This window comes from Mumia sp. ZJ430 (assembly GCF_011751845.1).
Classification (GTDB): Bacteria; Actinomycetota; Actinomycetes; order Propionibacteriales; family Nocardioidaceae; genus Mumia.
Map to the genome: position 1 here is coordinate 202,362 of NZ_JAAHFK010000003.1, position 22,777 is coordinate 225,138.

A 22,777-nucleotide genomic window follows, 5' to 3' on the forward strand; every position below is an offset into this window, starting at 1 on the left:
AGGCCCACACCGCCCGACGCGGACCGTTAGACTGGCCGCTGGTGTGCCGGGAAGTCTGGTCGGCGTGGTTCTGACGACCCCAAAGAAGGAGCACCGTGCCCCAGAACACCGTCCTCGGCCGAGGCTCGTGGCCCGAGACCTCACGCATCGCCGCCCTGCTGCGCCAGGAGACCGTCGGCGGCTTCCTCCTGATCGGAGCCGCAGCCCTCGCGATCGTGCTCGCGAACAGCGGCCTCGGCGACGCGTACGCGACCCTCCGCGACACCCGGATCGGCCCGGAGTCGCTGCACCTCGACCTCACCCTCGGGGCGTGGGCTGCCGACGGGCTGCTCGCGATCTTCTTCTTCGTCGCCGGGCTCGAGCTCAAGCGCGAGCTGGTGGCGGGCGACCTGCGCGACCCGCGTCGCGCAGCCATCCCGATTGTCGCCGCCGTCGGCGGCATGGTGGTCCCGGCGCTGGTGTTCGTCGCCGTCAACCTCGGCACCGGCGACGGCGCGCTGCGCGGATGGGCGATCCCCACCGCGACCGACATCGCCTTCGCGCTCGCGGTTCTCGCCGTCCTCGGCTCGTTCCTGCCGACCGCCCTGCGGACGTTCCTGCTGACCCTCGCAATCGTCGACGACCTGCTGGCGATCATCGTCATCGCGTTCTTCTACACCGACCACCTCGCGATCGGGTGGCTCGCCGCGGCAGTCGTCCCGATCGCCGTCTTCGCCGTGCTGGTCCAGCGGCGGGTCCACTCGGGCTGGATCCTGATCCCCCTCGCGGTGCTCGCCTGGGCCTTCGTCCACGCCTCGGGCGTACACGCCACGATCGCCGGCGTCGTCCTGGGGTTCATGGTCCCCGTCCTGCGCAGCCAGGCCGCCGGTGGCCCCGAGGCAGGCCCTGGGCTTGCGGAGCACTTCGAGCACCTGTGGCGCCCGATCTCGGCCGGCATCGCCGTACCGATCTTCGCGTTCTTCGCTGCCGGCGTCGACGTCGGAGGCATCAGCGGGCTCGGCGAGGCCAACCGCAGCACCGTCACGTACGGGATCGTCCTCGGCCTGGTCGTCGGCAAGACGGTCGGGATCTTCGGCTCGACCTGGCTCATGGCGCGCTTCACCCACGCACGCCTCGACCCGAGCCTCGGGTGGATCGACGTCGTCGGCGTCGGGATGCTCGGTGGCATCGGCTTCACCGTCTCGCTGCTCATCGGCGACCTCGCGTACGGACTCGCGTCGACCCGCGACGCGTACGTCAAGATCGGCGTGCTCGAGGGTTCCGTGGTTGCCGCGCTGCTCGCCACCGTGCTCCTGCGGCTGCGCAACCGCCGCTACCGGCGCCTGTACGAGGAGGAGACCCGCGACACCGACCATGACGGGGTCCCGGACGTCTACCAGCAGCGCGACGAGGCCTAGCCGCACTGTCCCGTAAATGCGGTTGACCCACCCGACGACCGCGAACCAGACTCGGTCGATGCCTCCCACGATCCTCCCCGTACCCCTGCCTGCCTCTCTCACGTCCCCGGATGCATGGTCGCTCGCGGGCGTCGTACGGGTGCGTGAGGAGATCGATCGCGAGATCCGCGGACATGCCGACCTCGTGCCCGACCTCGCCCTCAGCGCCGAGATGATCAGCGACCGCGTCTACCGCCCGCTCGACCGCTGGGTCGCCGTCGTCGACGACTCCCAGACGCCGGAGTCGGTCGTCGGGCACGCCTCGCTCCGCCTGCCCCAGGTCGGTGACACCAACGTCGCGGTCGTCGACGTCGGCGTCGAGCCGCGATGGCGCGGGCAGGGCATCGGAACCGCCCTCGCGGCGCACCTCGAGGCCGAGATCCGCGCCACCGCCCGCCGGATCGTCCAGGCGGACACCTCACACTCACGGTCGCCGCAGCCCGACGCCGAGGCGCTGCACGCCCCGTCGGGAGCGGGCGCCGTCCCGGCCGATGCGTACGCCCGCTTCGCGCTCGCCCAAGGGTTCGCGCTGGAGCAGGTCGAGCGGCAGTCGACCCTCGACCTCCCGCTCGACCCCGACCACCTCGCCGCCCTCGCCGGCGAGGCGTCGAGCGCAGCGGGTGCGGACTACCGCACGCACGTCTGGGTCGACGAGCTGCCCGAGGAGTGGGAGGAGCAGTACGCGATCCTCATGACGCGGATGACGACGGCGGCCCCCACCGGCGGCATGGACCATGCAGAGGACGTCTGGGACGTCGCACGACTACGCGACGCGGCTTCCCGTCGCCGTGCGAGCGGGCGGGTCGCTGTCATCGGCGCGGTCGAGCATCGGCCAACAGGTTCGCTCGCGGGCTACTCGGTCGTCGAGTACACAGACTCCCGACCGGAGTCGGTCATCCAGGCCGACACTCTCGTGCTCGACGAGCACCGCGGCCACCGGCTCGGGATGCTCGTCAAGACCGCGCTGATGGGCACCCTCGCCTCCGTACGCCCGGAGGCACGGCGCATCCACACCTGGAACGCGCAGGAGAACGCACACATGCTCGCCATCAACGTCGACCTGGGCTACCGGCCGGCGAGTGTGGCGGCCCAGTGGCAGCGGCGGCTCGGCGCCGCCTAGCGCCTGGTGTCGATCTGGGGAGATGCTGTTCGTTGTCCATGTGAAGGCCCCGACACGCGGGGTCGGAGCGAAGGAGACACCGATGAGCGAGCGCTATCTCTTCATCCTGTTCGACGACGAGGCCAGCTGGGTCGATGCGTCCCCTGAGGAGTGGGACCGCCTGATGGCCGCGCACGACCGGTTCAGCAAGGCCATCGAAGCCGCAGGGGCGATCGACCACGGCGGCGAGGCACTCCAACCGACCTCGACAGCGACCACCGTGCGTCCGGGGCCCGACCCCGTCGTGACGGACGGCCCGTTCGTCGAGTCCAAGGAGGCCTTCGGCGGCTACTACGTCATCGAGTGCGACGGGCTCGACGCCGCGCTCGCGTTGGCCAAGCAGGCCCCGTCCCAGGTCGTCGAGGTCCGACCGATCCTGGCCGTCTGAGCGAGGCCGGATGAGCGACGTCGCGGACGTCCTCGCAAACCTCCACCGGGAGCACTGGGGGCGCGTCGTCGCGGCGACCGTCCGTACGGCCGGCGACCTCGACACCGCCGAGGACTGCGCGCAGCAGGCGTTCGAGCGTGCGCTGCGCGCCTGGTCGGCGGACGGCCCGCCGGAGTACGCGGTCGCGTGGCTGGTGCGTACCGCCCGCAACCACGCGATCGACCTGCACCGCAGGGCGAGCGCGTTCCGCGACCGGGTGCCCGAGCTCGCCCTGCGTGAGGACGCCCGCCACGACGACGCCGCATCGGGCTGGAACGACGATCTGCTCCGCCTCGTCTTCACCTGCTGCCACCCGGCGCTCGCCGAGGCCGACCGTGTGCTCCTCACGTTGCGCGTGGTCTGCGGGTTGCCGACCCCGACGGCGGCCGGGCTGCTCCTGCTGAAGCCAGCGACCGCGGCGGCCCGCCTCACCCGCGCCAAGCGCAAGATCACCACGGCCGGGATCCGGTACGTGGTGCCGGCTGGCGCCGACCTCCCCGCCCGGCTCGACACGGTGCTCGAGGTCGTGCACCTCGTGGCGACGGCGGCCCACGAACGCCCACGCGGTCCCGAGACCGACGCGCTCGAGGAGTCGGCCGGGGCGCTGTCGACGAGCCTCGCCGAGATCTTCCCCGAAGAGCCGGAGGTGCTCGGCCTGCTCGGGCTCGTGCTCTTCACCCAGGCCCGTACCGCCGCACGGCGCGGGGCGGAAGTCGTCCTCCTCGACGGCCAGGACCGCGGCGCGTGGGACGTCCGGCGGATCGCCGCCGGGCGGGAGGCGACCAGCCGCGCCATCGAGCGGGCCGTCGCGCGGGACGGGCGAGCGGGCCGGTACGCGCTGCAGGCGGCGATCGCCGGAGTGCACGTCGAGGCGGCGAGCGTCGAGACCACGGACTGGCCTGCCCTGCTCCGCCTGTACGACCGGCTGCTCGAGGTGTGGCCGACCCCTGTCGTCCGGCTCAACCGTGCGGTCGCGCTGTCGTACGTCGACGGACCTGAGGTGGCCCTCGGCGAGGTCGACGCCGTCGCGGACGCGCCGGGCATGCGCGACTACGCCTACCTCCCGGCCGTACGAGCGCGGCTGCTCGCCGATCTCGGGCACATGGACGACGCGGCCGCCGCGTACCGGCAGGCGATCGCCGTCACCGGCGACGACGCGCAGCGCCGCTTCCTCAAGGGACGGCTGGACGCGCTCGGGGCGTGACCGGCCTCAGGCGTCGACGTCGTACGCGTGGTGCTCGATGTCGTGCAGGTAGTACGTCGCGAACGTGGTCACCGTGAAAGACGCTCCGTCCGTACGGCGGCCCGTACGGGCCCACTGCCCGTCCCCCACGGCGTCGAACGCGTCAGCGGTCAGCGCCGCCTCGTGTGCCAGCTCGTGAGCGACGGCAGCCGGATCCTGCTCGCCGTACCGCGACTCGACGGCCGTGGCGTCCTGGTCCCAGTTGGGGTAGAGCGGATCGTCGTCGTCGAGCATGAGGCCCAGTCGGAACCGGTAGATCGTCTGCACGTCGCGGACGTGGCAGGCGTACTCCAACGGCGACCATGTGCTGTCGTCCGGTCGTACGGCGACGTCCTCGCGTGCGAGGACGTCCGGCCACAGCGCCGCGTTCGCCCGGACTCGCGCTCCGACCTTGGTGGGGACGACGCTCGCGGGGTCGAACCCGCACTCGGGGCAGACCTCACGCGTGGTCCAGGTCCAGTCCTTGGTGTCCGGGACGAAGGCCACGACTCACTCCCACTCGATCGTGCCGGGCGGCTTGCTCGTGACGTCGAGGACGACCCGGTTGACCTCGTTGACCTCGTTGGTGATGCGGGTGGAGATGCGCTCGAGGAGCTCGTACGGAAGGCGGCTCCAGTCGGCGGTCATCGCGTCCTCGCTGCTGACCGGACGCAGCACGACGGGGTGACCGTACGTCCGGCCGTCGCCCTGGACGCCGACCGAGCGGACGTCGCCGAGCAGCACCACGGGGAACTGCCAGACGTCGCGGTCCAGACCCGCTGCCGTCAGCTCCTCGCGGGCGATCGCGTCGGCCTCGCGGACGATCTCGAGGCGCTCCTCGTCGACCGCGCCCACGATGCGGATCGCGAGCCCGGGGCCCGGGAACGGGTGGCGCCAGACCATCGCCGCCGGCAGGCCGAGCTGCTCGCCGACCTGACGGACCTCGTCCTTGAACAGCGTCCGCAGCGGCTCGATCAGGCTGAACTCGAGGTCCTCAGGGAGGCCGCCGACGTTGTGGTGGCTCTTGATGTTGGCCGCGCCCTCGCCGCCGCCGGACTCGACGACGTCGGGATAGAGGGTGCCCTGGACGAGGAACTTGACCGGTGTGCCGGGCGTCTGGAGGATCTCGCGCTCGGCGGCCTCGAAGGTCCGGATGAACTCGCGGCCGATGATCTTGCGCTTCTCCTCCGGGTCGGTGACGCCGGCGAGGTGCCCGAGGAACTGCTCGCGTGCGTCGACGACCTTGAGGTTGACGTCGGTGGCCGCCACGTAGTCGCGCACCACCTGGTCGCGCTCGCCCTTGCGGAGCAGGCCGTGGTCGACGAAGACGCAGGTCAGCTGCTCGCCGATCGCGCGCTGGACCAGCGCGGCGGCGACGGAGGAGTCGACACCGCCGGACAGTGCGCAGATGACACGCGCGTCGCCGACGGTCTCGCGGATGCGCTCGACCTGCTCGTCGACGATGTTGACCATCGTCCACGTCTGGCGGCATCCGGCGATCTCCACGAGGAAGCGTTCCAGGACCTGCTGGCCGTGCTCGCTGTGCAGGACCTCGGGGTGCCACTGCACTCCGGCCAGCCCCCGCTCGACATCCTCGAACGCCGCGACCGTCGCGCGAGGCGAGGACGCGGTGACGGTGAAGCCCTCGGGTGCGAGGGTGACCTCGTCGCCGTGCGACATCCAGGCCCGCAGCGTGTCCGGCACGCCGGCCAGCAGGACGCCGGGCTCGCCTACGGCGACGTCGGTACGGCCGTACTCGCGCTGGCCCGTGCTGGCGACCGTGCCACCGAGCGTTTGCGCCATGGCCTGGAAGCCGTAGCAGATGCCGAAGACGGGCGTGCCCTGCGCGAACAGCGCCGGATCGAGCCGCGGTGCGCCGACCTCGTAGACCGACGACGGGCCCCCGGACAGGATCACTGCCTTCGGGTTCTTGGCGAGCATCTCCTCGACCGGCATGGTGTGCGGCACGATCTCGGAGTAGACCTTCGCCTCGCGGACGCGGCGCGCGATGAGCTGCGCGTACTGGGCACCGAAGTCGACGACGAGGACCAGGTCGTGGTCAGGAATCTCGGTCACTCCTCGATCCTACCGAGAGCCGCGCACCGCCCGTCCGGCCGCGCCCGCAAGCCGCTGGTTGAGCCTGTCGAAACCCACGAGCCCGCTGGTTGAGCCTGTCGAAACCCACGAGCCTGCTGGTTGAGCCTGTCGAAACCCACGAGCCCGCTGGTTGAGCCTGTCGAAACCCGCTCACTCGTCCTGCCGATTACGCGAGAGCTGTGGCAGAGCCGCGAAATCGCCGCGGATCAGAGCCTCCCGCTTCGCACGTGACCAGCCCTGGACGCGCTTCTCCCAGGCAAAGGCCTCGTCGACTCGTTCGAACTCCATGGCATACACAAGTTCTACTGGCCGGCGGCGCCTGGTGTGTGCCGCACCGTCGCCGTCTTGGTGCTGCTTCAGACGCCGTTCGAGGTCGCGGGCGCTACCGACGTAGTAGCTCCCGTCGGCGCATTTGAGGATGTAGGTCCACGCCATCTGTAAAGGATGTCGGTGATCGCCGAGGCGAGGACGCGGCTGTCCACAGGTTTCGACAGGCTCAACCAACGGGCGGCGCGGTTTCGACAAGCTCAACCAACGGGCGGCACGCGGTTTCGACAGGCTCAACCGGCGGGCGGCGGCGCGGTTTCGACAGGCTCAACCGGCGGGCGGCGGCGCGGTTTCGACAAGCTCAACCAACGGGCGGCGCGGTTTCGACAAGCTCAACCAACGGGCGGCACGCGGTTTCGACAAGCTCAACCGGCGGGCGGCGGCGCGGTTTCGACAAGCTCAACCGGCGGGCGGCGGCGCGGTTTCGACAAGCTCAACCAACGGGCGGCACGCGGTTTCGACAAGCTCAACCAACGGGCGGCGCGGTTTCGACAAGCTCAACCAACGGGCGGCACGCGGTTTCGACAGGCTCAACCAACGGGCGGCGGCGCGGTTTCGACAGGCTCAACCAACGGGCGGCGGCGCGGTTTCGACAAGCTCAACCGCCGGGCGCGGGGTCAGCTGATGCCGACGATGGGCAGGCGCAGCGCGGCGGGCGCGTCGTCAGGCACGACCGGGTTCTTCGGCGCCACGGCGTCCATCCGCGCATATCCGGCACCGACCGCGGGCCTGGTGTCGGTCTCGCCGCGGTTCGGCCACAACGCCATGGCCCGCTCCGCCTGGGCGGTGATCGTCAGCGAAGGGTTGACCCCGAGGTTCGCCGAGATCGCGGCGCCGTCGACGACGTGCAGGCCGTCGTACCCGTAGAGACGGTGGTACGGGTCGATGACGCCGGTCTCGGCGGAGTCGCCGATCGCGCAGCCGCCGATGAAGTGCGCGGTCAGCGGGATGTTGAACGGCTCGCCGAGCGTGCCGCCGGCCGTCCCGTCGATCTTCTCGGCGGTGCGGCGCACGGCCTCGTTGGCCTTGGGGATCCACGACGGGTTCGGCTCGCCCTGCCCCTGCTTGGAGGTGAGTCGAAGCCGCCCGGTGAACGGGTTCTTCTTCGTGTACGTGGTGATCGAGTTGTCCACCGACTGCATGACCAGCATGATGATCACCCGCTCCGACCAGTGCTTGAAGTCGTACAGCCTGCGCACGTTGCGCTTCTGCACCCACAGCTCCTTGAGCCACGTCTGCCACCGCGGGCGCGGACCGTCGCCGTCGGTGAGCACGGTCTGGAGCATCGCCATCGCGTTGGAGCCCTTGCCGTAGCGGACCGGCTCGATGTGCGTGACCTCGTCGGGATGGAACGACGAGGTGATCGCGACGCCCTCGGAGAAGTCGACGTCGCGGTTGCCGGCGATCGCGCCGAGGAGCGACTCGGAGTTGGTGCGGGTGAGCACGCCGAGGCGGTCAGAGATCCGTGGGAGCACGCCCTCGGAGCGCATCCGGTGCAAGAGCTTCTGGGTGCCGAGCGAACCTGCGGCAAAGACGACCTGGTCGGCCGTGAAGCGCCGCGCGACCTTGCGTCGACGGTCCGTACGACGAGTGTCGACGGCGTATCCTCCACCACCGCGCGGCGTTACCTGCGTCACCGTCGTGAGCGCGTGGATGCGCGCACCAGCCTGCTCAGCGAGGTAGAGGTAGTTCTTGACGAGCGTGTTCTTGGCGTTGTGACGGCACCCCGTCATGCACTCGCCGCAGTGCGTGCAGCCTGCACGTGAGGGACCCACGCCACCGAAGTACGGGTCGTCCGCCGTCTCCCCAGGACCGCCAAAAAACACGCCGACCGGCGTCGCGTGGAACGTGTCTCCGACACCCATGTCCTCTGCGACCTCGCGCATCACCTCGTCCGCCGGCGTCATCCCCGGGTACGTGGTGACGCCCAGCATCCGCTTGGCCTGGTCGTAGTACGGAGCGAGCTCGGCCTTCCAGTCGGTGATGTGGCCCCACGCGTTGTCGCGGTAGAACGGGTCGAACGGCTCGTACAGCGTGTTGGCGTACACGAGGGAGCCACCGCCGACACCCGCCCCGGACATGATCATCACGTCCTTGAGGAGGTTGATCCGCTGGATCCCGTAGCACCCGACCTCGGGCGCGAACAGATAGCGCTTGAGGTCCCACGAGCTCGCCGCGAAGTCCTCGTCGCGGAACCGCGCCCCGGCCTCGAGGACGCCGACGCGGTAGCCCTTCTCGGTGAGTCGCAGGGCCGTGACACTCCCGCCGAAGCCGGATCCGATCACGAGGACGTCGTAGTGCTGGGGGGCCGCATCGTGGTTCACAGCGTCAGCGTATGACTCCGGTCACGCTCTCGCTACCCCTGGGTAACAAATACTTCATCAGTGATGTCATATCTTCTGACCCCGTCGGCAGAGCGACTCAGAGACGCTCGATCTCGACCAGCGTCGCGCAGTCGTCGGCGAGCTCGGCCAGGTCGTCGCCGTGCTCGAGCAGCACCCACCCGACGACGTGCCGGACGATCGCGGGCCGCCCCTCGTCGTGGACAGCCGGTGTCGGGACGATGAGGTGGCTCACCCGCTCCGCCAGGGAAGCACTGCCCGCGAGGCCATGACCCCCGAGCTCGAGCATGCGCGTCCGTACAGCCGGTCCGGCGGGCAGCTCGACGACCTCGACGGACGGCTGGTCCTCACCGACGGCCATCGCCGCCGCCCGCGCACGCTCGGCCTCGAGGACAGCCTCGATCGTCGCCGCCGCAGGCTCGGCCACGAGCACGTCGGCCCACAGCGTCGCGAGCACCCCGTCGTCGACCTGGGGGATCCAGAGGGCACCCGTCTCGGCCTCGAGCTCACGGTACGACTGACCGTAGCTGCGCAGCTGGGATCCGAGCGCGACCGCCGTCCCTTCCTTCGCACGGAGGTCGCGGACGACGTCGTCGGCCCAGGCGGCGATCGTCTCGTCAGGCTCGGGCGGTGTCACCCAGCCGTCGTCGGGAAAGTCCACGTAGTAGATGAAGTCGCGTGATCCCACGGCGCTCACCATACCCAGGTGAAAGAACGGGCCACGGCGTCGAACAGCGCCGACATGGGCTCGGCGAGCGGAAGCAGGGGCGTGGAGAAGTCCAGCAGCACGAACTCGGTCGTGCCCGGGATGACGAACGCGTGCTGGACGACGAGCGTGTCGAAGCGCGTCCCCTCGACAGTCGCCGGGACCTGCCGCGCGACGCGTGCGCAGGGGTGCCCCAGGTGCGAGCCGGCAGAGCGCTGGGCGTCAGGACCGCCCAGCATCAGGAACCCGCCGAGCACGTCCTCGGCGCTGACACCCGGCGGGGCCTCCGGACTCAGCGTCACCGTCATCGAGCAGGCGATCGGATAGCCCTGCGGCGCCGTCAGCGACAGATAGATCTCGACGGCCCCGGCGTCGAGACGCTCGGTCACGTCCTCGAGCTGGCGCCGGATCTGCGGCGCCAGCGAGTCACGGTCCGACCGCTGCGCGGTGACCAGCTCGACGACACGGTCGATGTCGGCCTTACGGTCGCGCTCGGCGATCCGGATCCGAGCCCAGTCGTCGGGCAGGACGAAGGTGAAGTCGCGCGGCACCTTCGGCTGGTCGTCAGTCATGTCGTGCTCCTCGTTCGTCCGACCTGGGCCCACCACAGCCCGAGAAGCGCTGCGCCTGCGGCCGCAGCGCCGAAAAGTAGTCCTGCGTACAGCCCTGGAGTGAGCACGGCCAGGCCCACCCCGAGCACCGCTGCCATCCCCGCCTCGTACGGGCGCGGGGGACGCGACGGCCCGACTTCGTGCGGCGGCCCACGCAGGACGGTCACCGGCTTGCCGTCCTCGACGGCCAGTGATGCCGACAAACGCTCACGCAGCTCCGCGACCCCCTCGGCGCTCCACTGCGCGGTCGGCACATCGAGCAGCACCTGGCCCTGCCTCACGACCTGGAGACCCCCACGGTGCACGACGACGCGGGCACGTCGATCGAGCCTGAGGTGGCCGGCGAGACCGGCGACCGGGTCCCAGACATACAACCGGTCCCCGCCGTCGACCCCGCTCACCTGCGGCGTCAACAGGCCACCGACCACCCACTCACGCCGACTCCGCGGTGGCCGCCGCCGACGCGGACGGTAGGCGAGCGCGAGCAGGAGGAGGTACGCGAGCGCACCGACGACAGCCACGCCTCCGGCGCCGTGCACGACGGCCATGACGACGGACACGGCCGCCACCACCGCCAGCGTGAGCTGTACGGCGAGGGCAGTACGGGCGCCTCGGCGATCGGCCCGATCGAGGACAGCACCGATGTCTCCTCGCCATCCCTTCGTCGAGACACGGATGCCCAGTGCCTCAGCCAAACCCGTCCGCACCTGCGCGAGCCGCTTCGTCAGCGCCGCCGCGTCCGTGGGGAGCACCTCCCAGTCACGGTGGTCGAGTGCAGCCCGGACCTCACCGTCGGACGCGACCAGAACCGTCAGCGTCCCGCGACCCCCTCGCGGACCCCCGGGAACCGCGCGCAGTGTGCACCCCGACACGTCGAGCACCTGGCGCCGACGCCCGCGGCGTACGATCAGCCGACCCGGCGCTGCCTCCAGCCACGTGGACGCGGCCCAAGGCGCGCAGTCGAGCGTGAGGAGGGCAGGACGGTGCCGCTCGTTCGGTTCAATCCCCACGTCAGCGTTCGACCGGGCTGGGCTGGCCGCCGAACGATTCGTTGATCTGCTTGAGGTCGGCCATACTGCCGATCGCACCCACGCCATACGCACCGGCGGCGACGTATCGCGACTGGCGCAGCGCGCTCGAGACCAGCGGAAGCGCGGCGATGTCCCGGGGAAGGCCGTAGTTGGCGAACTTCAGGTTCGCGACATCCTTGAACGGGTTGGAGAAGACCTGCTTCCAGTCGGACGCTCTCGGCTTCCAGCTGAGCTGGCCGTTCTCGAACTGACGGCCCAGCACCTTCGCCTCGCGTCCGCCCTGCGTGACGCGCAGGCGGCTCGCCTGGCGGTTCGCGCTGCGTGCCGAGACACCTGCCGTCCGCAGCGACTTGATGTAGGCCGGCTTCGCGAGCCCCCGCGCCGCCGCCACGAGCGAGCGGCTCGCGGAGGTGAACGCACGGCCGGCGCCGAAGCTGAGCACACCGACGGCGTCCCAGATGACGTTCTCCCAGGACCCCTTGCCGCCGGCGAGGAGGGCGACGTTCGCCAGCAACGACACGAGGCCCGTGAGGAGGGCGAGGGCGCCGAACAGCGCAGCGAACGGTTGGAGGAACGGGATCACCGCACAGATCGCCGCCAGCACGCCCAAGATCGCGGAGAGCGTGCCCATGATGTCGGCCAGGCCCTTGAGGAAGCCGGCGACGTTGTCCCAGGTCGAGTCCTTGAGACCGTCGGAGCCGAGGACCTCGTCGATCGAGTTCTTGGCGGTGTTGCCGGCCCGGTCCCAGTCGCCGTGGATCTCCTCGAGCTGGGTGCGCAGCGGTCCAAGCTTGTCCTCGGCGGCCTGCAGGTCTTTGTCGGCCGTGCTCTGCTCGTCCTCCCCTGCCGTGTCCACACGACGCTCGGCGTCGTCGATCTCGGCCTGGACGGTGATCGCCCGCGTCATGACGGCGTCGGCCTCGTCCTGCAAGGTGTCGAGCGTCGTCGCATACGTCGAGAGCGCACTCGACACCTTGTCGTAGCGCTCGTAGGCCTTCTTGATCGTGTCCGAGGTCTCGCGCGTCTTCTCCTTGAACTCGCGGCCGGAGTCACTCTCCCAGGCGGTCGCCGAGTCGTGGATCTTGTCGAGCGCCTTCACCGCCGCGTCGATCGCGTCGGCGGTGCCGCGCAGGTCGGCGGCAAGCTTGCGGACGTCGTACGGGTCACCGGGCGTCGGATCGCTGTCCCTCAGCGGCGACCAGTCTTTGCGGCGTCCCATCACTTGCCTTCCAGAGCCTTGACGAACTCGTCCTCGAGGTTCTCGAAGGCCTCGGCAGCAGCCTCCGCCGCCTCACCGAGCCCCTTGATGGCCTCCATCATGTCTTCGCGTTTGTCGTCCCAGTTGTCGGCGAACTCCTCGAGCCTGTCGCGAAGCGAGTTGTGCGCGATGGTCTCGCGGTCAGGCCGCGACCACGCGTTGGTCTGCTCGAAGCCTTCGTACGTCCTACGCAGGCCGCGGCCCGCCTCGTTCAGGACATCGGTGTCGACGGCGATGCGGTCGGCCATGACTCACTTTCGGGGGAGGGACGTACTCGCAGGAGCGTAGTCGGTGCGAGGTCCACCCCGGTGGGCTCAAGCCCGGCCGGTCTTCTTCAGCAGCCGCAGCGCTGCCGTCACCGCCTTCTGGTAGGTCGCGTCGCTGACGAAGCGCGGGACCGTGAGCGGGAGGAGCCGCTGGTTGGCAACCGACTGCGTCTCGGTGTAGCGGAGGATGCCCTCGGCACCGTGACGCCGTCCGATGCCCGACTCGCGCATGCCGCCCATCGGCGCGTCGATCGTGCCGAACGTCGCCGCGAAGCCCTCGTTGATGTTGACGGTGCCGGCCTTGATCTGGCGGGCCAGCTCACGCGCGCGGGCGACGTCACGGGTGAAGATCGAGGCGTTGAGACCGTACGACCCGGCGTTGGCGCGCTCGACCGCCTCGCTCTCGCTGCCGAAGCGGTAGACCGACACGACCGGGCCGAAGGTCTCCTCGGCGAAGCACTCCATCGACGGGTTGACGCCCTCGAGGAGCGTCGGCTCGAAGAAGTATGGGCCGACCTCGGGCCGTGGCCGCCCACCGGCGAGGACGTGGGCGCCCTTGCTCACCGCGTCGGCGACGTGCGCCGTCACGGTGTCGAGCTGGCGCTGCGAGACCAGCGACCCCATGTCTCCGTCGTAGCCGATGGCCGCCGACAGCTTCATCCGCTCGATCCGCTTGACCAGCTTGGCGATGAACCTGTCGTAGATCGCGTCGGCGACGAACAGCCGCTCGATCGACACGCACAGCTGCCCGGCCGACGAGTAGGCCCCACGGACGGCGCCCTCGACAGCACGGTCAATCTGGGCGTCGGCGAGCACGAGCATCGCGTTCTTGCCGCCGAGCTCGAGCGAGCACGAGACGAGACGCTCCGCGGCTTGGGCGGCAACCTTCTTGCCGGTGGCGGTCGAGCCGGTGAAGCACACGTAGTCGGCGTGGTCGATGATCGCGCCCCCAATCTGGGGCCCCGGGCCGTACAGCACCTGCCAGAGGCTCGCCGGGAACCCGACCTCACGCAGCAGGTCGATCACCGCGAGCGCGGACAGCGGCGTCTGGCTGTCGGGCTTGTGGACGACGGCGTTGCCGGCGCCGATCGCGGGGAGGCCGTCCGAGATCGCCAGCGTCAGCGGATAGTTCCACGGGGAGATGATGCCGACGACGCCCTTGGGGACGTGGTTGATCCGCGCCTGGGTGAGCAGCGGGTAGACGCCGGGCACACGTCGCGTCCGCAGGTGGCGATCGAGCGTCCGTGCGTAGTAGCGCGCGGTCAGGGCGACGTGGAGCACCTCGTCGTGCGCGTGCCTGCGGGCCTTGCCTGACTCCCACTGGACGAGGTCCATGAGGCTGTCGGCGTTGTCGAGCACCGCGTCGTGCAGATCGAGGAGCAGCGCCGAGCGGTGCGCGAGCTCGGTGCGCGACCACATCTTCTGGGCGGCCCGGGCCGCGGCGAACGCATCCGCCACATCGCCCTCGTCTGACAGGGGCAGCGTCGCGATCGGCTGGCCGGTGAACGGCGCGTACGTGGTCTCCGAGCTGCCCGAGGTCGCCCGCAGCTGGGCGGTCAGCCTGCGCACCTGTGCAGGGTCGAGCGCGAACGCGGCTCTGGGGTCGTGCTCGGGGTCGGCAGGGAGCGCACCGGGCGACGAGGCGCGGGGATCGCGGCGTGACATGCGGCCACTGTAGAGCGGGTGACACGCGATGGCTACCCCCCGGTAACCGGTGCGTCACCGGGGGTGTCGCATCGCTGGACGCGGCCGCCGCGCGATGGGTCAGCGCCTGCCGAAGATACGTTTCGCGACTTCCCTCGCGAACGTGCGGCTCGCCTCCCCGACGGCGCGGTCCAGCGGCGACATCCGAGTCGTCCGTGAGGTGCTGCGCGACTTGCGACGCTTCGGCTTCTCGGGCGTCTTCTCCGGCGCCGGCACCTCCGTCCCGTAGCGCGCCTGCAGCGGCGAGGCCGCGACCGCCGCTGCCATCGCCTCGGCGGGCATCGGCTCCATCGACCCCTGAGGCGCCCGGACCCGTGTCCAGGCCACCGGCGACGGCGCACCCTTCTCGTTCATGACCGTCACGACCGCCTCGCCTGTCGCGAGCTGCGTGAGGACCTCCGCGAGGTCGTACGAGGAGGTCGGATAGGTCGTGACCGTCGCCTTGAGCGCCTTGGCGTCGGCCGGCGTGTGGGCACGCAGCTGGTGCTGGACGCGGGAGCCGAGCTGGGCGAGGACGTCACCGGGGACGTCCTTCGGGGTCTGCGTCACGAAGAAGACACCCACACCGCGCGAACGGATGAGCCGTACGGTTTGGACGACAGTGTCCAGGAAGTCGTCAGAGGCGTCCTTGAACAGCAGGTGCGCCTCGTCGAAGAAGAACACCATCTTGGGCTTGTCGGTGTCGCCGACCTCGGGCAGCTCGGAGAACAGCCGCGTGAGCAGGTACATCAGGAACGTCGAGAACAGCTCCGGCTTGTCTGCGACCCCCGGCACCTCCAGCAGCGACACGATCCCGGTGCCGTCGTCGGCCGGACGGAGGAAGTCCGACACCGCGATCGACGGCTGCCCGAAGAAGCCGTCCGCACCGGCGTCGGCGAAGGCGACCAGCTCGCGCAGGATCACCCCGGCGGTGGCCTTCGACAGCCCGCCGAGCTCGGCGAGGTCGGCCTTGCCCTCCGCGCTGGTGAGGTGCTGGACGACGGCGCGCAGATCCTCCAGGCGGACGAGGGGGCGCCCGTGCTTGCGGGCGTAGTGGAAGACCAGGCCGAGCGAGGACTCCTGCGTCGCGTTGAGCTCGAGGACCTTCGCGAGCAGGGTCGGCCCGAACTCCTCGACGGTCGCGCGGATCGGGACTCCGGTCCCGGCCCCGCCGAGGCTGAAGAACTCCGTACGGGTCGCGGCCGGCTCCCAGTCCTGCCCGATGCTCTCCGTACGAGCCGACAGCGCCTCGCTCGGCGTCCCGGCGACGGCGATGCCGGAGAGGTCGCCCTTGATGTCGGCGGCGAACACCGGGACGCCGTGGGCCGCGATCTGCTCGGCGAGCACCTGCAGCGTCTTCGTCTTGCCCGTACCGGTGGCGCCCGCGACGAGGCCGTGGCGGTTGAGCATCGCGACAGGGATCCGCACCTGCGCCTGCGGCCGCGCCTCGCCATCCTCGACGAGGGCGCCGAGGATCACCGCCGGCTGTGCGAACGTGTACGCCGCGGCCTCCTCGGCCGCCCTGCGTGCCTCGTCCGCGTCGTCGCTCATGACTCACATCCAAGCGCCGACCCGGCGGGGTGTCACGCCGAGCCGCCGTGCCGCCGAGCAGGCGCTACTGGACGACGACCTCGACGCGCTGGAACTCCTTGAGCTCCGTATAGCCGGTCGTCGCCATCGCCCGGCGCAGCGCGCCGATGAGGTTCATCGTGCCGTCAGGCGCCGTCGACGGGCCGAACAGGACCGACTCGAACGACCCGACCGTCCCGAGATCGATGCGCTGCCCGCGCGGAAGGTCGGAGTGCCACGCCTCGGCACCCCAGTGGAACCCTCGCCCGGGAGCCTCAGCGGCCCGTGCGAACGGCGAGCCGACCATCACCGCGTCCGCGCCGCAGGCGATCGCCTTGGCGAGGTCGCCGCTGTGTCCGACCGAGCCGTCGGCGATGACGTGCACATAGCGGCCGCCGGACTCGTCGAGGTAGTCACGACGCGCCGCGGCGACGTCGGCCACCGCGCTCGCCATCGGGACCGCGACGCCGAGCACCTGACGGGTCGTGTGTGCCGCTCCCCCGCCGAAGCCGACGAGCACGCCCGCAGCACCCGTCCGCATGAGGTGCAGGGCCGCCTGGTGCGTGGCGCAGCCGCCGACGATCACGGGGATGTCGAGCTCGTAGATGAACTCCTTGAGGTTCAGCGGCTCGGTCTGGCCGGAGACGTGCTCGGCCGACACGGTCGTGCCGCGGATGACGAACAGGTCGACTCCCGAGTCGACGACCGTCTGCGCGAACTGCTTCGTCCGCTGCGGCGAGAGCGCGCCGGCGACGGTCACGCCCGCGTCGCGGATCTGCTTGAGCCGCTCGTGGATCAGCTCGGCCTTGATCGGCTCCTCGTAGATGCGCTGGAGCCGCACCGTCGCCTCGCGCGGCTCGAGGGTCGCCACCTCCTCGAGGAGCGGGACCGGGTCGTCGTAGCGCGTCCACAGGCCCTCGAGGTCGATGACGCCGAGGCCACCGAGCTTGCCGAGCATGATCGCGGTCTCCGGCGACATGACCGAGTCCATCGGCGCCGCGACGACCGGGATCTCGAACCGGTACGCGTCGATCTGCCACGCCGTCGAGACCTCTTCGGGGTCACGGGTACGGCGGCTCGGCACAATCGCGATGTCGTCGAACGCGTACGCCCTGCGGCCGCGCTTGGCGGCGCCGATCTCGATGTCCATGACCGCAGTCTAGTGAGGCCACCCGCGGCCGTCCGACCCCGTACGGGCGGTCAGAAGCGTGCGTAGTTGGGCGCCTCGACCGTCATCTGGATGTCGTGCGGGTGGCTCTCCTTGAGACCGGCCGCCGTGATCCGGACGAACTGGCCGCGCTCCTGGAGCTCGGGGATGGTCCGCGAACCCACGTAGAACATCGACTGGTGGAGACCGCCGACGAGCTGGCGGACGACGGCACCGAGCATGCCGCGGTAGGCGACCTGCCCCTCGATGCCCTCGGGAACGAGCTGGTCGTCGCTGGTGACGTCGGCCTGGAAGTAGCGGTCCCGGGAGTAGGACTTCTTGCCGCGCGAGGACATCGCGCCGAGCGAGCCCATGCCGCGGTAGGACTTGTACTGCTTGCCGTTGACGAAGATCAGCTCACCGGGGCTCTCCTCGGTGCCGGCGAGCAACGAGCCGACCATCACCGTGTCGGCACCGGCGACGAGCGCCTTGGCGATGTCGCCGGAGTATTGAAGGCCGCCGTCGCCGATGAGCGGCACGCCCGCCGGCTTGGTCGCACGCGAGGCCTCGTAGATCGCGGTCACCTGCGGCACACCGACGCCCGCCACGACCCGCGTCGTGCAGATCGAGCCCGGGCCGACGCCGACCTTGACCGCGTCGACGCCCGCGTCGACCAGTGCCTTGGCGCCGGCGTACGTGGCGACGTTGCCGCCGATGATCTGGACGTGGGAGGTGGCCGGGTCGGCCTTGAGCCGTTGGATCATCTCGAGCAGCGCCCTGGCGTGCCCGTGGGCCGTGTCGACGACGAGCACGTCGACGCCCGCCTCGACGAGTGCGGTCGCGCGGTCCCAGGAGTCACCGAAGAAGCCGACGGCCGCACCGACGAGCAGACGCCCCTGAGCGTCCTTGCTCGCATGAGGGAACTGCTCGGACTTCACGAAGTCCTTGACCGTGATGAGGCCGCGCAGGTGGCCGGTCTCGTCGACGAGCGGGAGGCGCTCCTTCTTGTGGGCGCGCAGCAGCTCGGCGGCGTCCTCACGGTCGATATCGACCGGGCCGGTGATCAGCGGCATCGTCGTCATGACCTCGCCGACGGTCTTCTTGGACCACTCGGCGACCGGGACGAAGCGAAGGTCGCGGTTGGTAACGATGCCCAGGAGCTTGTCGTCGCCGTCGACCACCGGGAGCCCCGAGACGCGGTACTCGCCGCAGATCTCGTCGAGCTCCTCCAGTGTCGCCTTGGGGGTGATCGTGATCGGGTTGGAGATGACGCCGGTCTGGGTCCGCTTGACGAGATCGACCTGGTAGGCCTGGTCCTCGACGGACAGGTTGCGGTGGAGGATCCCGATGCCGCCCTCGCGGGCCATCGCGATCGCCATCCGCGCCTCGGTGACGGTGTCCATCGCCGCAGAGATCAGCGGGATGTTGAGCTCGATGCCACGAGTCAGCCGTGCACGGGTGTCCACCTCGCTGGGGATGACGTCGGTCTCCCCTGGCAGGAGGAGGACATCGTCGTACGTGAGACCCAGCGGTGCGAACTTCTCGGGTACACCTGCCGCGTTGAGATCCATGAGGCCCTTCCTTGCGCGCCGACGTCCCCATCCTAACGAGGACCTCCGTTCGCACTCCAACGCCGACTGCGTCTCAAGACTTCCCGCCACGTCGTGCGGCGCCGGTCACCCCCGAGTCTCGACCTCCGAGCCCCACAGGCCGGAGAGCCACCAGGGCCGGTCGCGATCGCTCGTGCGGTCGTCACGGTCGTCACGGTCGTCGTCGCCACGGCCCCGGTCATCGTCGTGGTCGTCGCGATCGCGGTCGGACTCTTCGCCGCGCGGCTCTCTCGGGTCGGGCGTCCAGGGAGGGGCCGGCGTGGGCGAGGCGGTCGGCGGCGTGCCCGGGGGCGCAGGAGGCCCGTCGGACGGACGCCTGTCCTGCGGCTCCTTCTCGTCGCGGTCGCCACCGTCTGCGCGCGACTCGTCGCTCGCGAGCTGCTCGCCGGAGACGGACCGGCTCGCGAGCGCGTCCGCGTCGGCACGCCCGGCGACCATCTCCGGCGACGTAGCCGCAGCGGTGGCCGGAGGCGTACGCGGAGCCCGCGCGTCACTGGCGTTCGGGTCGGCAAGCCCCTCGCCCAGACCTACGGCCCGTTCGACGACGAACTGCAGCGGCGCGACGGGGTTGCCGGCGACCGCCTGGCTGACCCCCATCGACAGCAGCACGGCAGCAGCCGTGCCCATCGTCGCGGCCCGACGCGTGTGGCGGGCCGCGACAGGGGCGACATGGCGACGGTGCGAGCGGCCGGCGCGCAGCGGGACGGGCGCCGGAAGAGCCTCCTTCGAGGTCGTCGGCGTCGCAGCCGCGTCGTCGAGCAGGACCGCTCGCCACGACGCCAGCGCCTCGAAGACGGGGTCGTCCGGGACATCGCCCGCGATCAGCGCGTCGAGCAGCTCGTCGTCGTGTGCGACGGGGTCATAAATGCCGCTCATGCACGCACCTCCCCTCGCGTGATCTCACGGGCCCGGTGCAGCGCACGCAGCCGCTGGAGCGCGCGGTGCTGAGCGATCCGGACAGCGCCGGGCGTCATACCCATGGTCATGCCGACATCGGCCGCGCTCAGGCCCATCGCGACGCGGAGGACCAGCACCTCGCGGAGACGCTCGGGCAGCGAGTCGAGGAGGTCGAGCACGTCCTTCGCTTCGAACCGGTCGAGGACCTCGCTCTCGGCCGACGCCGCGGTGTCGCCGAGGTCGGGGACGACCTCGACGAAGATGTGCCGCGACCGGTACGCGCTGCGCTGCGCGTCGGCAACCTTGCGGCTGCCGATCGCGTACACGAACGCCTCGAACGGGACACCGTGGTCCTCGAACGTCGGAAGTGCCTGGAAGACGGCGATGCAGATCTCCTGCGCGACGTCGTCGGCCAGCTGCCCTCCGTCGCGATAGCCCGACAGGCGGGCGCGACAGTAGCGGTGCGAGACCGTACGGACGTCTCGCATCAACGCATCCATGACGTCGCTGTCGCCGATCGCACGGTGCGCGAGATCGGTCAGGTCCGCCTCGCCGGCGAGGTGGCTGGGGAGCATCGGGGGTCGTCCTCCAGGTCGGGCAGGGGTGAGACGGGTCCGAGGGCCAGGACGGCGCCCGAGCTGCGCCAGGACATACCGTCCCACGTCCGCCCGCGACACGCCAGAACCGACGCGCCAGAACGACGGACGGCCCGCCCCGGGAGAGGGGCGGGCCGTCCAGTGACTCGTGCCGCAGCTGGCGGCGCGAACGACGTCAGTGCGAGTGAGCGCCTGTGCCGTGCTCGTCATCGGCGGGCTTCTCGACGACCAGGGTCTCGGTCGTCAGGAGCATCGCCGCGATCGACCCGGCATTGGCCAGCGCCGAGCGGGTGACCTTGACGGGGTCGAGGACGCCCTGGGCCACCAGGTCGCCGTACTCGCCGGTCGCCGCGTTGTAGCCCTGGCCGCTCTCGCGAACCTTGGCGACCACGACGTAGCCGTTCTCGCCGCCGTTCTCGGCGATCCAGCGCAGCGGCTCGACGGCCGACTTGCGGACGATCGACACGCCGACGGCCTCGTCGCCCGTCAGACCGAGGTCGCCCTCGAGGACCGACACGGCGGTGACGAGAGCCGAGCCGCCGCCGGCGACGATGCCCTCCTCGATCGCCGCACGGGTCGCGGAGACCGCGTCCTCGATGCGGTGCTTCTTCTCCTTGAGCTCGACCTCGGTCGCGGCACCCACCTGGATGACGCAGACGCCGCCGGCGAGCTTCGCGAGGCGCTCCTGGAGCTTCTCGCGATCCCAGTCGGAGTCGGTCGACTCGATCTCGGCCTTGATCTGGTTGACGCGCGCCGCGACCTCGTCGTCCTTGCCAGCGCCGTCGATGATCGTCGTGGCGTCCTTGGTGATGACGACGCGACGGGCGGTGCCGAGGTCCTCGAGCCCGATCTGGTCGAGCTTGAGGCCGAGGTCCGGGGTGACGACCTGCGCACCCGTGAGGACCGCGATGTCCTGCAGCATCGCCTTGCGGCGGTCACCGAAGGCCGGAGCCTTGACGGCAACCGAGGTGAACGTGCCGCGGATCTTGTTGACGACCAGGGTCGAGAGCGCCTCGCCGTCGACGTCCTCGGCGATGATCAGCAGCGCCTTGCCCGCCTGGACGACCTTCTCCAGCAGCGGCAGGAGGTCGGCGATGGCCGAGATCTTGCCCTGGTTGACGACGATGTAGGGCTCGTCAAGGACGGCCTCCATGCGCTCGGTGTCGGTCACCATGTAGGGCGAAAGGTAGCCCTTGTCGAACTGCATGCCCTCGGTGAACTCGAGGTCGGTGCCCATGGTGTTGGACTCCTCGACGGTGATGACACCGTCCTTGCCGACCTTGTCGAAGGCGTCCGCGATGAGCCCGCCGATGTGGGCGTCACGCGCGGAGATGTTGGCGACGTGCGCCATGTCCTGCTTGTCGTCGACGTCGCGGGCGAGCTCGAGGAGCTTCTCCGAGACGGCCTCGACGGCCTTGTCGATACCGCGCTTGAGCGCCATCGGGTTGGTGCCGGCGGCCACGGCGCGCAGGCCCTCGTGGACCATCGCCTGGGCGAGCACGGTCGCCGTGGTGGTGCCGTCGCCGGCGATGTCGTTGGTCTTGGTGGCGACTTCCTTGGCGAGCTGGGCGCCGAGGTTCTCGAAGGGGTCGTCGAGCTCGACCTCACGCGCGACGGTGACACCGTCGTTGGTGATCGTCGGCGCGCCCCACTTCGAGTCGAGCACGACGTAGCGGCCCTTCGGACCGAGCGTCACCTTGACGGTGTCGGCCAGGATGTCGACGCCACGCTCGAGCGACCGACGAGCATTCTCGTCGAACTCAAGAATCTTGGGCATAGGGATCCTTCTGGTGTGTGTCGGGCCCGGAGCCGGGCCCGTGTGCGGCGGACGAGCAGGCCCGCCCCAACAGCGCGAGGCCGCCGGGGCGAGCGAGGTCGTTACTTCTCGATGACCGCGAGGACGTCACGCGCCGACAGGATCAGGAACTCCTGGCCGTCGTACTTGACCTCGGTGCCGCCGTACTTGCTGAAGACGACGACGTCGTCGACCTTGACGTCGACGGGGATGCGCTCGTCGCCGTCCTCGTTGAAGCGGCCCGGACCGACAGCCAGGACCTTGCCCTCAGTGGGCTTCTCCTTGGCGGTGTCCGGGATGACCAGACCAGATGCGGTGGTCTGCTCCGCCTCGAGAATCTTGACGACGATACGGTCCTCGAGCGGCTTGATGGTGACCGACACTTGTCGACCTCCCCTTTCGGTGTGACCCCGTACGCGGTTGTTCACCCGTACGACATGACTGGGAATGTGGTCCTGCGCGGTGCTTGCACGCACGCCGTCGCGGGGATCGTGCGCCGCTGCACCGTTAGCACCCAGGATACGAGAGTGCTAACCCCCACCGTAGGACGGGGCTAGCACTCGGTCAAGCAGAGTGCCAATCAGTGCCGCTGCCAGAC

The 22,777-nt window shown here is 70.2% G+C and carries 21 protein-coding genes; 4 read left to right on the top strand and 17 right to left on the bottom strand.

From position 1 onward, the window contains the following. The first annotated feature begins 95 nt into the window (after positions 1-95). From nhaA to HCT63_RS13140, 4 genes are all read left to right on the top strand, one after another. Positions 96-1,397, top strand: coding sequence for a Na+/H+ antiporter NhaA (gene nhaA / locus HCT63_RS13125; RefSeq protein WP_167005498.1), 1,302 nt, complete (start codon positions 96-98; stop codon positions 1,395-1,397). Positions 1,398-1,455: 58 nt separating this feature from the next. Further along, complete coding sequence (locus tag HCT63_RS13130; RefSeq protein ID WP_167005501.1) at positions 1,456-2,556, top strand: GNAT family N-acetyltransferase; 1,101 nt, start codon at positions 1,456-1,458, stop codon at positions 2,554-2,556. An 82-nt stretch (positions 2,557-2,638) separates the two neighbouring features. Next, complete coding sequence (locus tag HCT63_RS13135) at positions 2,639-2,983, top strand: YciI family protein (protein ID WP_167005504.1); 345 nt, start codon at positions 2,639-2,641, stop codon at positions 2,981-2,983. Positions 2,984-2,993: 10 nt separating this feature from the next. Further along, on the top strand, positions 2,994-4,226 hold the full coding sequence (locus HCT63_RS13140) for a DUF6596 domain-containing protein (protein ID WP_167005507.1): 1,233 nt from the start codon (positions 2,994-2,996) through the stop codon (positions 4,224-4,226). Positions 4,227-4,232: 6 nt separating this feature from the next. Here HCT63_RS13140 and HCT63_RS13145 read toward each other — a convergent pair whose 3' ends face one another. The 17 genes from HCT63_RS13145 to groES all read right to left on the bottom strand — a co-directional run bounded on the left by HCT63_RS13145 (position 4,233) and on the right by groES (position 22,562). After that, entirely contained in the window at positions 4,233-4,751 is a 519-nt protein-coding gene (locus HCT63_RS13145) for a DinB family protein (RefSeq protein WP_167005510.1), read from the bottom strand. A gap of 3 nt (positions 4,752-4,754) precedes the next feature. Then, complete coding sequence (gene guaA, locus HCT63_RS13150) at positions 4,755-6,320, bottom strand: glutamine-hydrolyzing GMP synthase (RefSeq protein ID WP_182397108.1); 1,566 nt, start codon at positions 6,318-6,320, stop codon at positions 4,755-4,757. Between the two features lie 171 nt (positions 6,321-6,491). Continuing rightward, entirely contained in the window at positions 6,492-6,776 is a 285-nt protein-coding gene (locus HCT63_RS13155; RefSeq protein ID WP_167005513.1) for a GIY-YIG nuclease family protein, read from the bottom strand. 509 nt (positions 6,777-7,285) lie between these two features. Then, a complete protein-coding gene (locus HCT63_RS13160; protein ID WP_167005516.1) occupies positions 7,286-8,992 on the bottom strand; it encodes a GMC family oxidoreductase in 1,707 nt (568 codons plus the stop codon). Between the two features lie 97 nt (positions 8,993-9,089). Beyond that, positions 9,090-9,698: a hypothetical protein gene (locus tag HCT63_RS13165; protein WP_167005519.1), complete on the bottom strand. Its 609-nt coding sequence runs from the start codon at positions 9,696-9,698 to the stop codon at positions 9,090-9,092. A 5-nt stretch (positions 9,699-9,703) separates the two neighbouring features. Further along, on the bottom strand, positions 9,704-10,288 hold the full coding sequence (locus HCT63_RS13170) for a hypothetical protein (protein ID WP_167005521.1): 585 nt from the start codon (positions 10,286-10,288) through the stop codon (positions 9,704-9,706). After that, entirely contained in the window at positions 10,285-11,337 is a 1,053-nt protein-coding gene (locus HCT63_RS13175) for a hypothetical protein (RefSeq protein ID WP_167005524.1), read from the bottom strand. Before HCT63_RS13175 ends, HCT63_RS13170 begins: the two co-directional genes overlap by 4 nt. Position 11,338: 1 nt before the next feature. Beyond that, entirely contained in the window at positions 11,339-12,577 is a 1,239-nt protein-coding gene (locus tag HCT63_RS13180; RefSeq protein ID WP_167005526.1) for a hypothetical protein, read from the bottom strand. Next, the gene (locus HCT63_RS13185; protein WP_167005528.1) at positions 12,577-12,864 is read right to left on the bottom strand and encodes a hypothetical protein; all 288 of its coding nucleotides are present in this window, start codon (positions 12,862-12,864) and stop codon (positions 12,577-12,579) included. The genes HCT63_RS13180 and HCT63_RS13185 overlap by 1 nt, the downstream gene beginning before the upstream one ends. 66 nt (positions 12,865-12,930) lie before the next feature. Next, positions 12,931-14,547, bottom strand: a complete 1,617-nt coding sequence (locus HCT63_RS13190) for a succinic semialdehyde dehydrogenase (RefSeq protein ID WP_167005530.1) — start codon at positions 14,545-14,547, stop codon at positions 12,931-12,933. A gap of 99 nt (positions 14,548-14,646) precedes the next feature. Next, positions 14,647-16,116 carry a helicase HerA-like domain-containing protein gene (locus HCT63_RS13195; protein WP_167005533.1) on the bottom strand — a complete coding sequence of 490 codons (1,470 nt, stop codon included), beginning with the start codon at positions 16,114-16,116 and terminating at the stop codon, positions 14,647-14,649. 64 nt (positions 16,117-16,180) lie between these two features. After that, positions 16,181-17,284: a GuaB3 family IMP dehydrogenase-related protein gene (locus HCT63_RS13200; protein WP_167005536.1), complete on the bottom strand. Its 1,104-nt coding sequence runs from the start codon at positions 17,282-17,284 to the stop codon at positions 16,181-16,183. Between the two features lie 50 nt (positions 17,285-17,334). Then, positions 17,335-18,852 carry an IMP dehydrogenase gene (gene guaB / locus HCT63_RS13205; RefSeq protein WP_167005539.1) on the bottom strand — a complete coding sequence of 506 codons (1,518 nt, stop codon included), beginning with the start codon at positions 18,850-18,852 and terminating at the stop codon, positions 17,335-17,337. 105 nt (positions 18,853-18,957) lie between these two features. Next, positions 18,958-19,767 carry a hypothetical protein gene (locus HCT63_RS13210; RefSeq protein WP_167005541.1) on the bottom strand — a complete coding sequence of 270 codons (810 nt, stop codon included), beginning with the start codon at positions 19,765-19,767 and terminating at the stop codon, positions 18,958-18,960. Further along, positions 19,764-20,363 (bottom strand): sigma-70 family RNA polymerase sigma factor, encoded by a 600-nt coding sequence (locus HCT63_RS13215; protein WP_208322434.1) that lies wholly within the window; start codon positions 20,361-20,363, stop codon positions 19,764-19,766. Before HCT63_RS13215 ends, HCT63_RS13210 begins: the two co-directional genes overlap by 4 nt. A 196-nt stretch (positions 20,364-20,559) precedes the next feature. Then, entirely contained in the window at positions 20,560-22,161 is a 1,602-nt protein-coding gene (gene groL, locus HCT63_RS13220; RefSeq protein WP_167005543.1) for a chaperonin GroEL, read from the bottom strand. Positions 22,162-22,262: 101 nt separating this feature from the next. Continuing rightward, positions 22,263-22,562 (bottom strand): co-chaperone GroES, encoded by a 300-nt coding sequence (gene groES, locus HCT63_RS13225; RefSeq protein ID WP_167005546.1) that lies wholly within the window; start codon positions 22,560-22,562, stop codon positions 22,263-22,265. Positions 22,563-22,777: the final 215 nt, after the last annotated feature.

What these genes read in the sequence shown, in the direction of transcription:
- HCT63_RS13130 (WP_167005501.1), top strand. Translation starts at nt 1,456, where the DNA reads ATGCCTCCCACGATCCTCCCCGTACCCCTGCCTGCCTCTCTCACGTCC.
- HCT63_RS13135 (WP_167005504.1), top strand. Translation starts at nt 2,639, where the DNA reads ATGAGCGAGCGCTATCTCTTCATCCTGTTCGACGACGAGGCCAGCTGG.
- HCT63_RS13140 (WP_167005507.1), top strand. Translation starts at nt 2,994, where the DNA reads ATGAGCGACGTCGCGGACGTCCTCGCAAACCTCCACCGGGAGCACTGG.
- HCT63_RS13155 (WP_167005513.1), bottom strand. Translation starts at nt 6,776, where the DNA reads ATGGCGTGGACCTACATCCTCAAATGCGCCGACGGGAGCTACTACGTC.
- HCT63_RS13170 (WP_167005521.1), bottom strand. Translation starts at nt 10,288, where the DNA reads ATGACTGACGACCAGCCGAAGGTGCCGCGCGACTTCACCTTCGTCCTG.
- HCT63_RS13180 (WP_167005526.1), bottom strand. Translation starts at nt 12,577, where the DNA reads ATGGGACGCCGCAAAGACTGGTCGCCGCTGAGGGACAGCGATCCGACG.
- HCT63_RS13185 (WP_167005528.1), bottom strand. Translation starts at nt 12,864, where the DNA reads ATGGCCGACCGCATCGCCGTCGACACCGATGTCCTGAACGAGGCGGGC.
- HCT63_RS13190 (WP_167005530.1), bottom strand. Translation starts at nt 14,547, where the DNA reads ATGTCACGCCGCGATCCCCGCGCCTCGTCGCCCGGTGCGCTCCCTGCC.
- HCT63_RS13195 (WP_167005533.1), bottom strand. Translation starts at nt 16,116, where the DNA reads ATGAGCGACGACGCGGACGAGGCACGCAGGGCGGCCGAGGAGGCCGCG.
- HCT63_RS13200 (WP_167005536.1), bottom strand. Translation starts at nt 17,284, where the DNA reads ATGGACATCGAGATCGGCGCCGCCAAGCGCGGCCGCAGGGCGTACGCG.
- guaB (WP_167005539.1), bottom strand. Translation starts at nt 18,852, where the DNA reads ATGGATCTCAACGCGGCAGGTGTACCCGAGAAGTTCGCACCGCTGGGT.
- HCT63_RS13210 (WP_167005541.1), bottom strand. Translation starts at nt 19,767, where the DNA reads ATGAGCGGCATTTATGACCCCGTCGCACACGACGACGAGCTGCTCGAC.
- HCT63_RS13215 (WP_208322434.1), bottom strand. Translation starts at nt 20,363, where the DNA reads ATGCTCCCCAGCCACCTCGCCGGCGAGGCGGACCTGACCGATCTCGCG.
- groL (WP_167005543.1), bottom strand. Translation starts at nt 22,161, where the DNA reads ATGCCCAAGATTCTTGAGTTCGACGAGAATGCTCGTCGGTCGCTCGAG.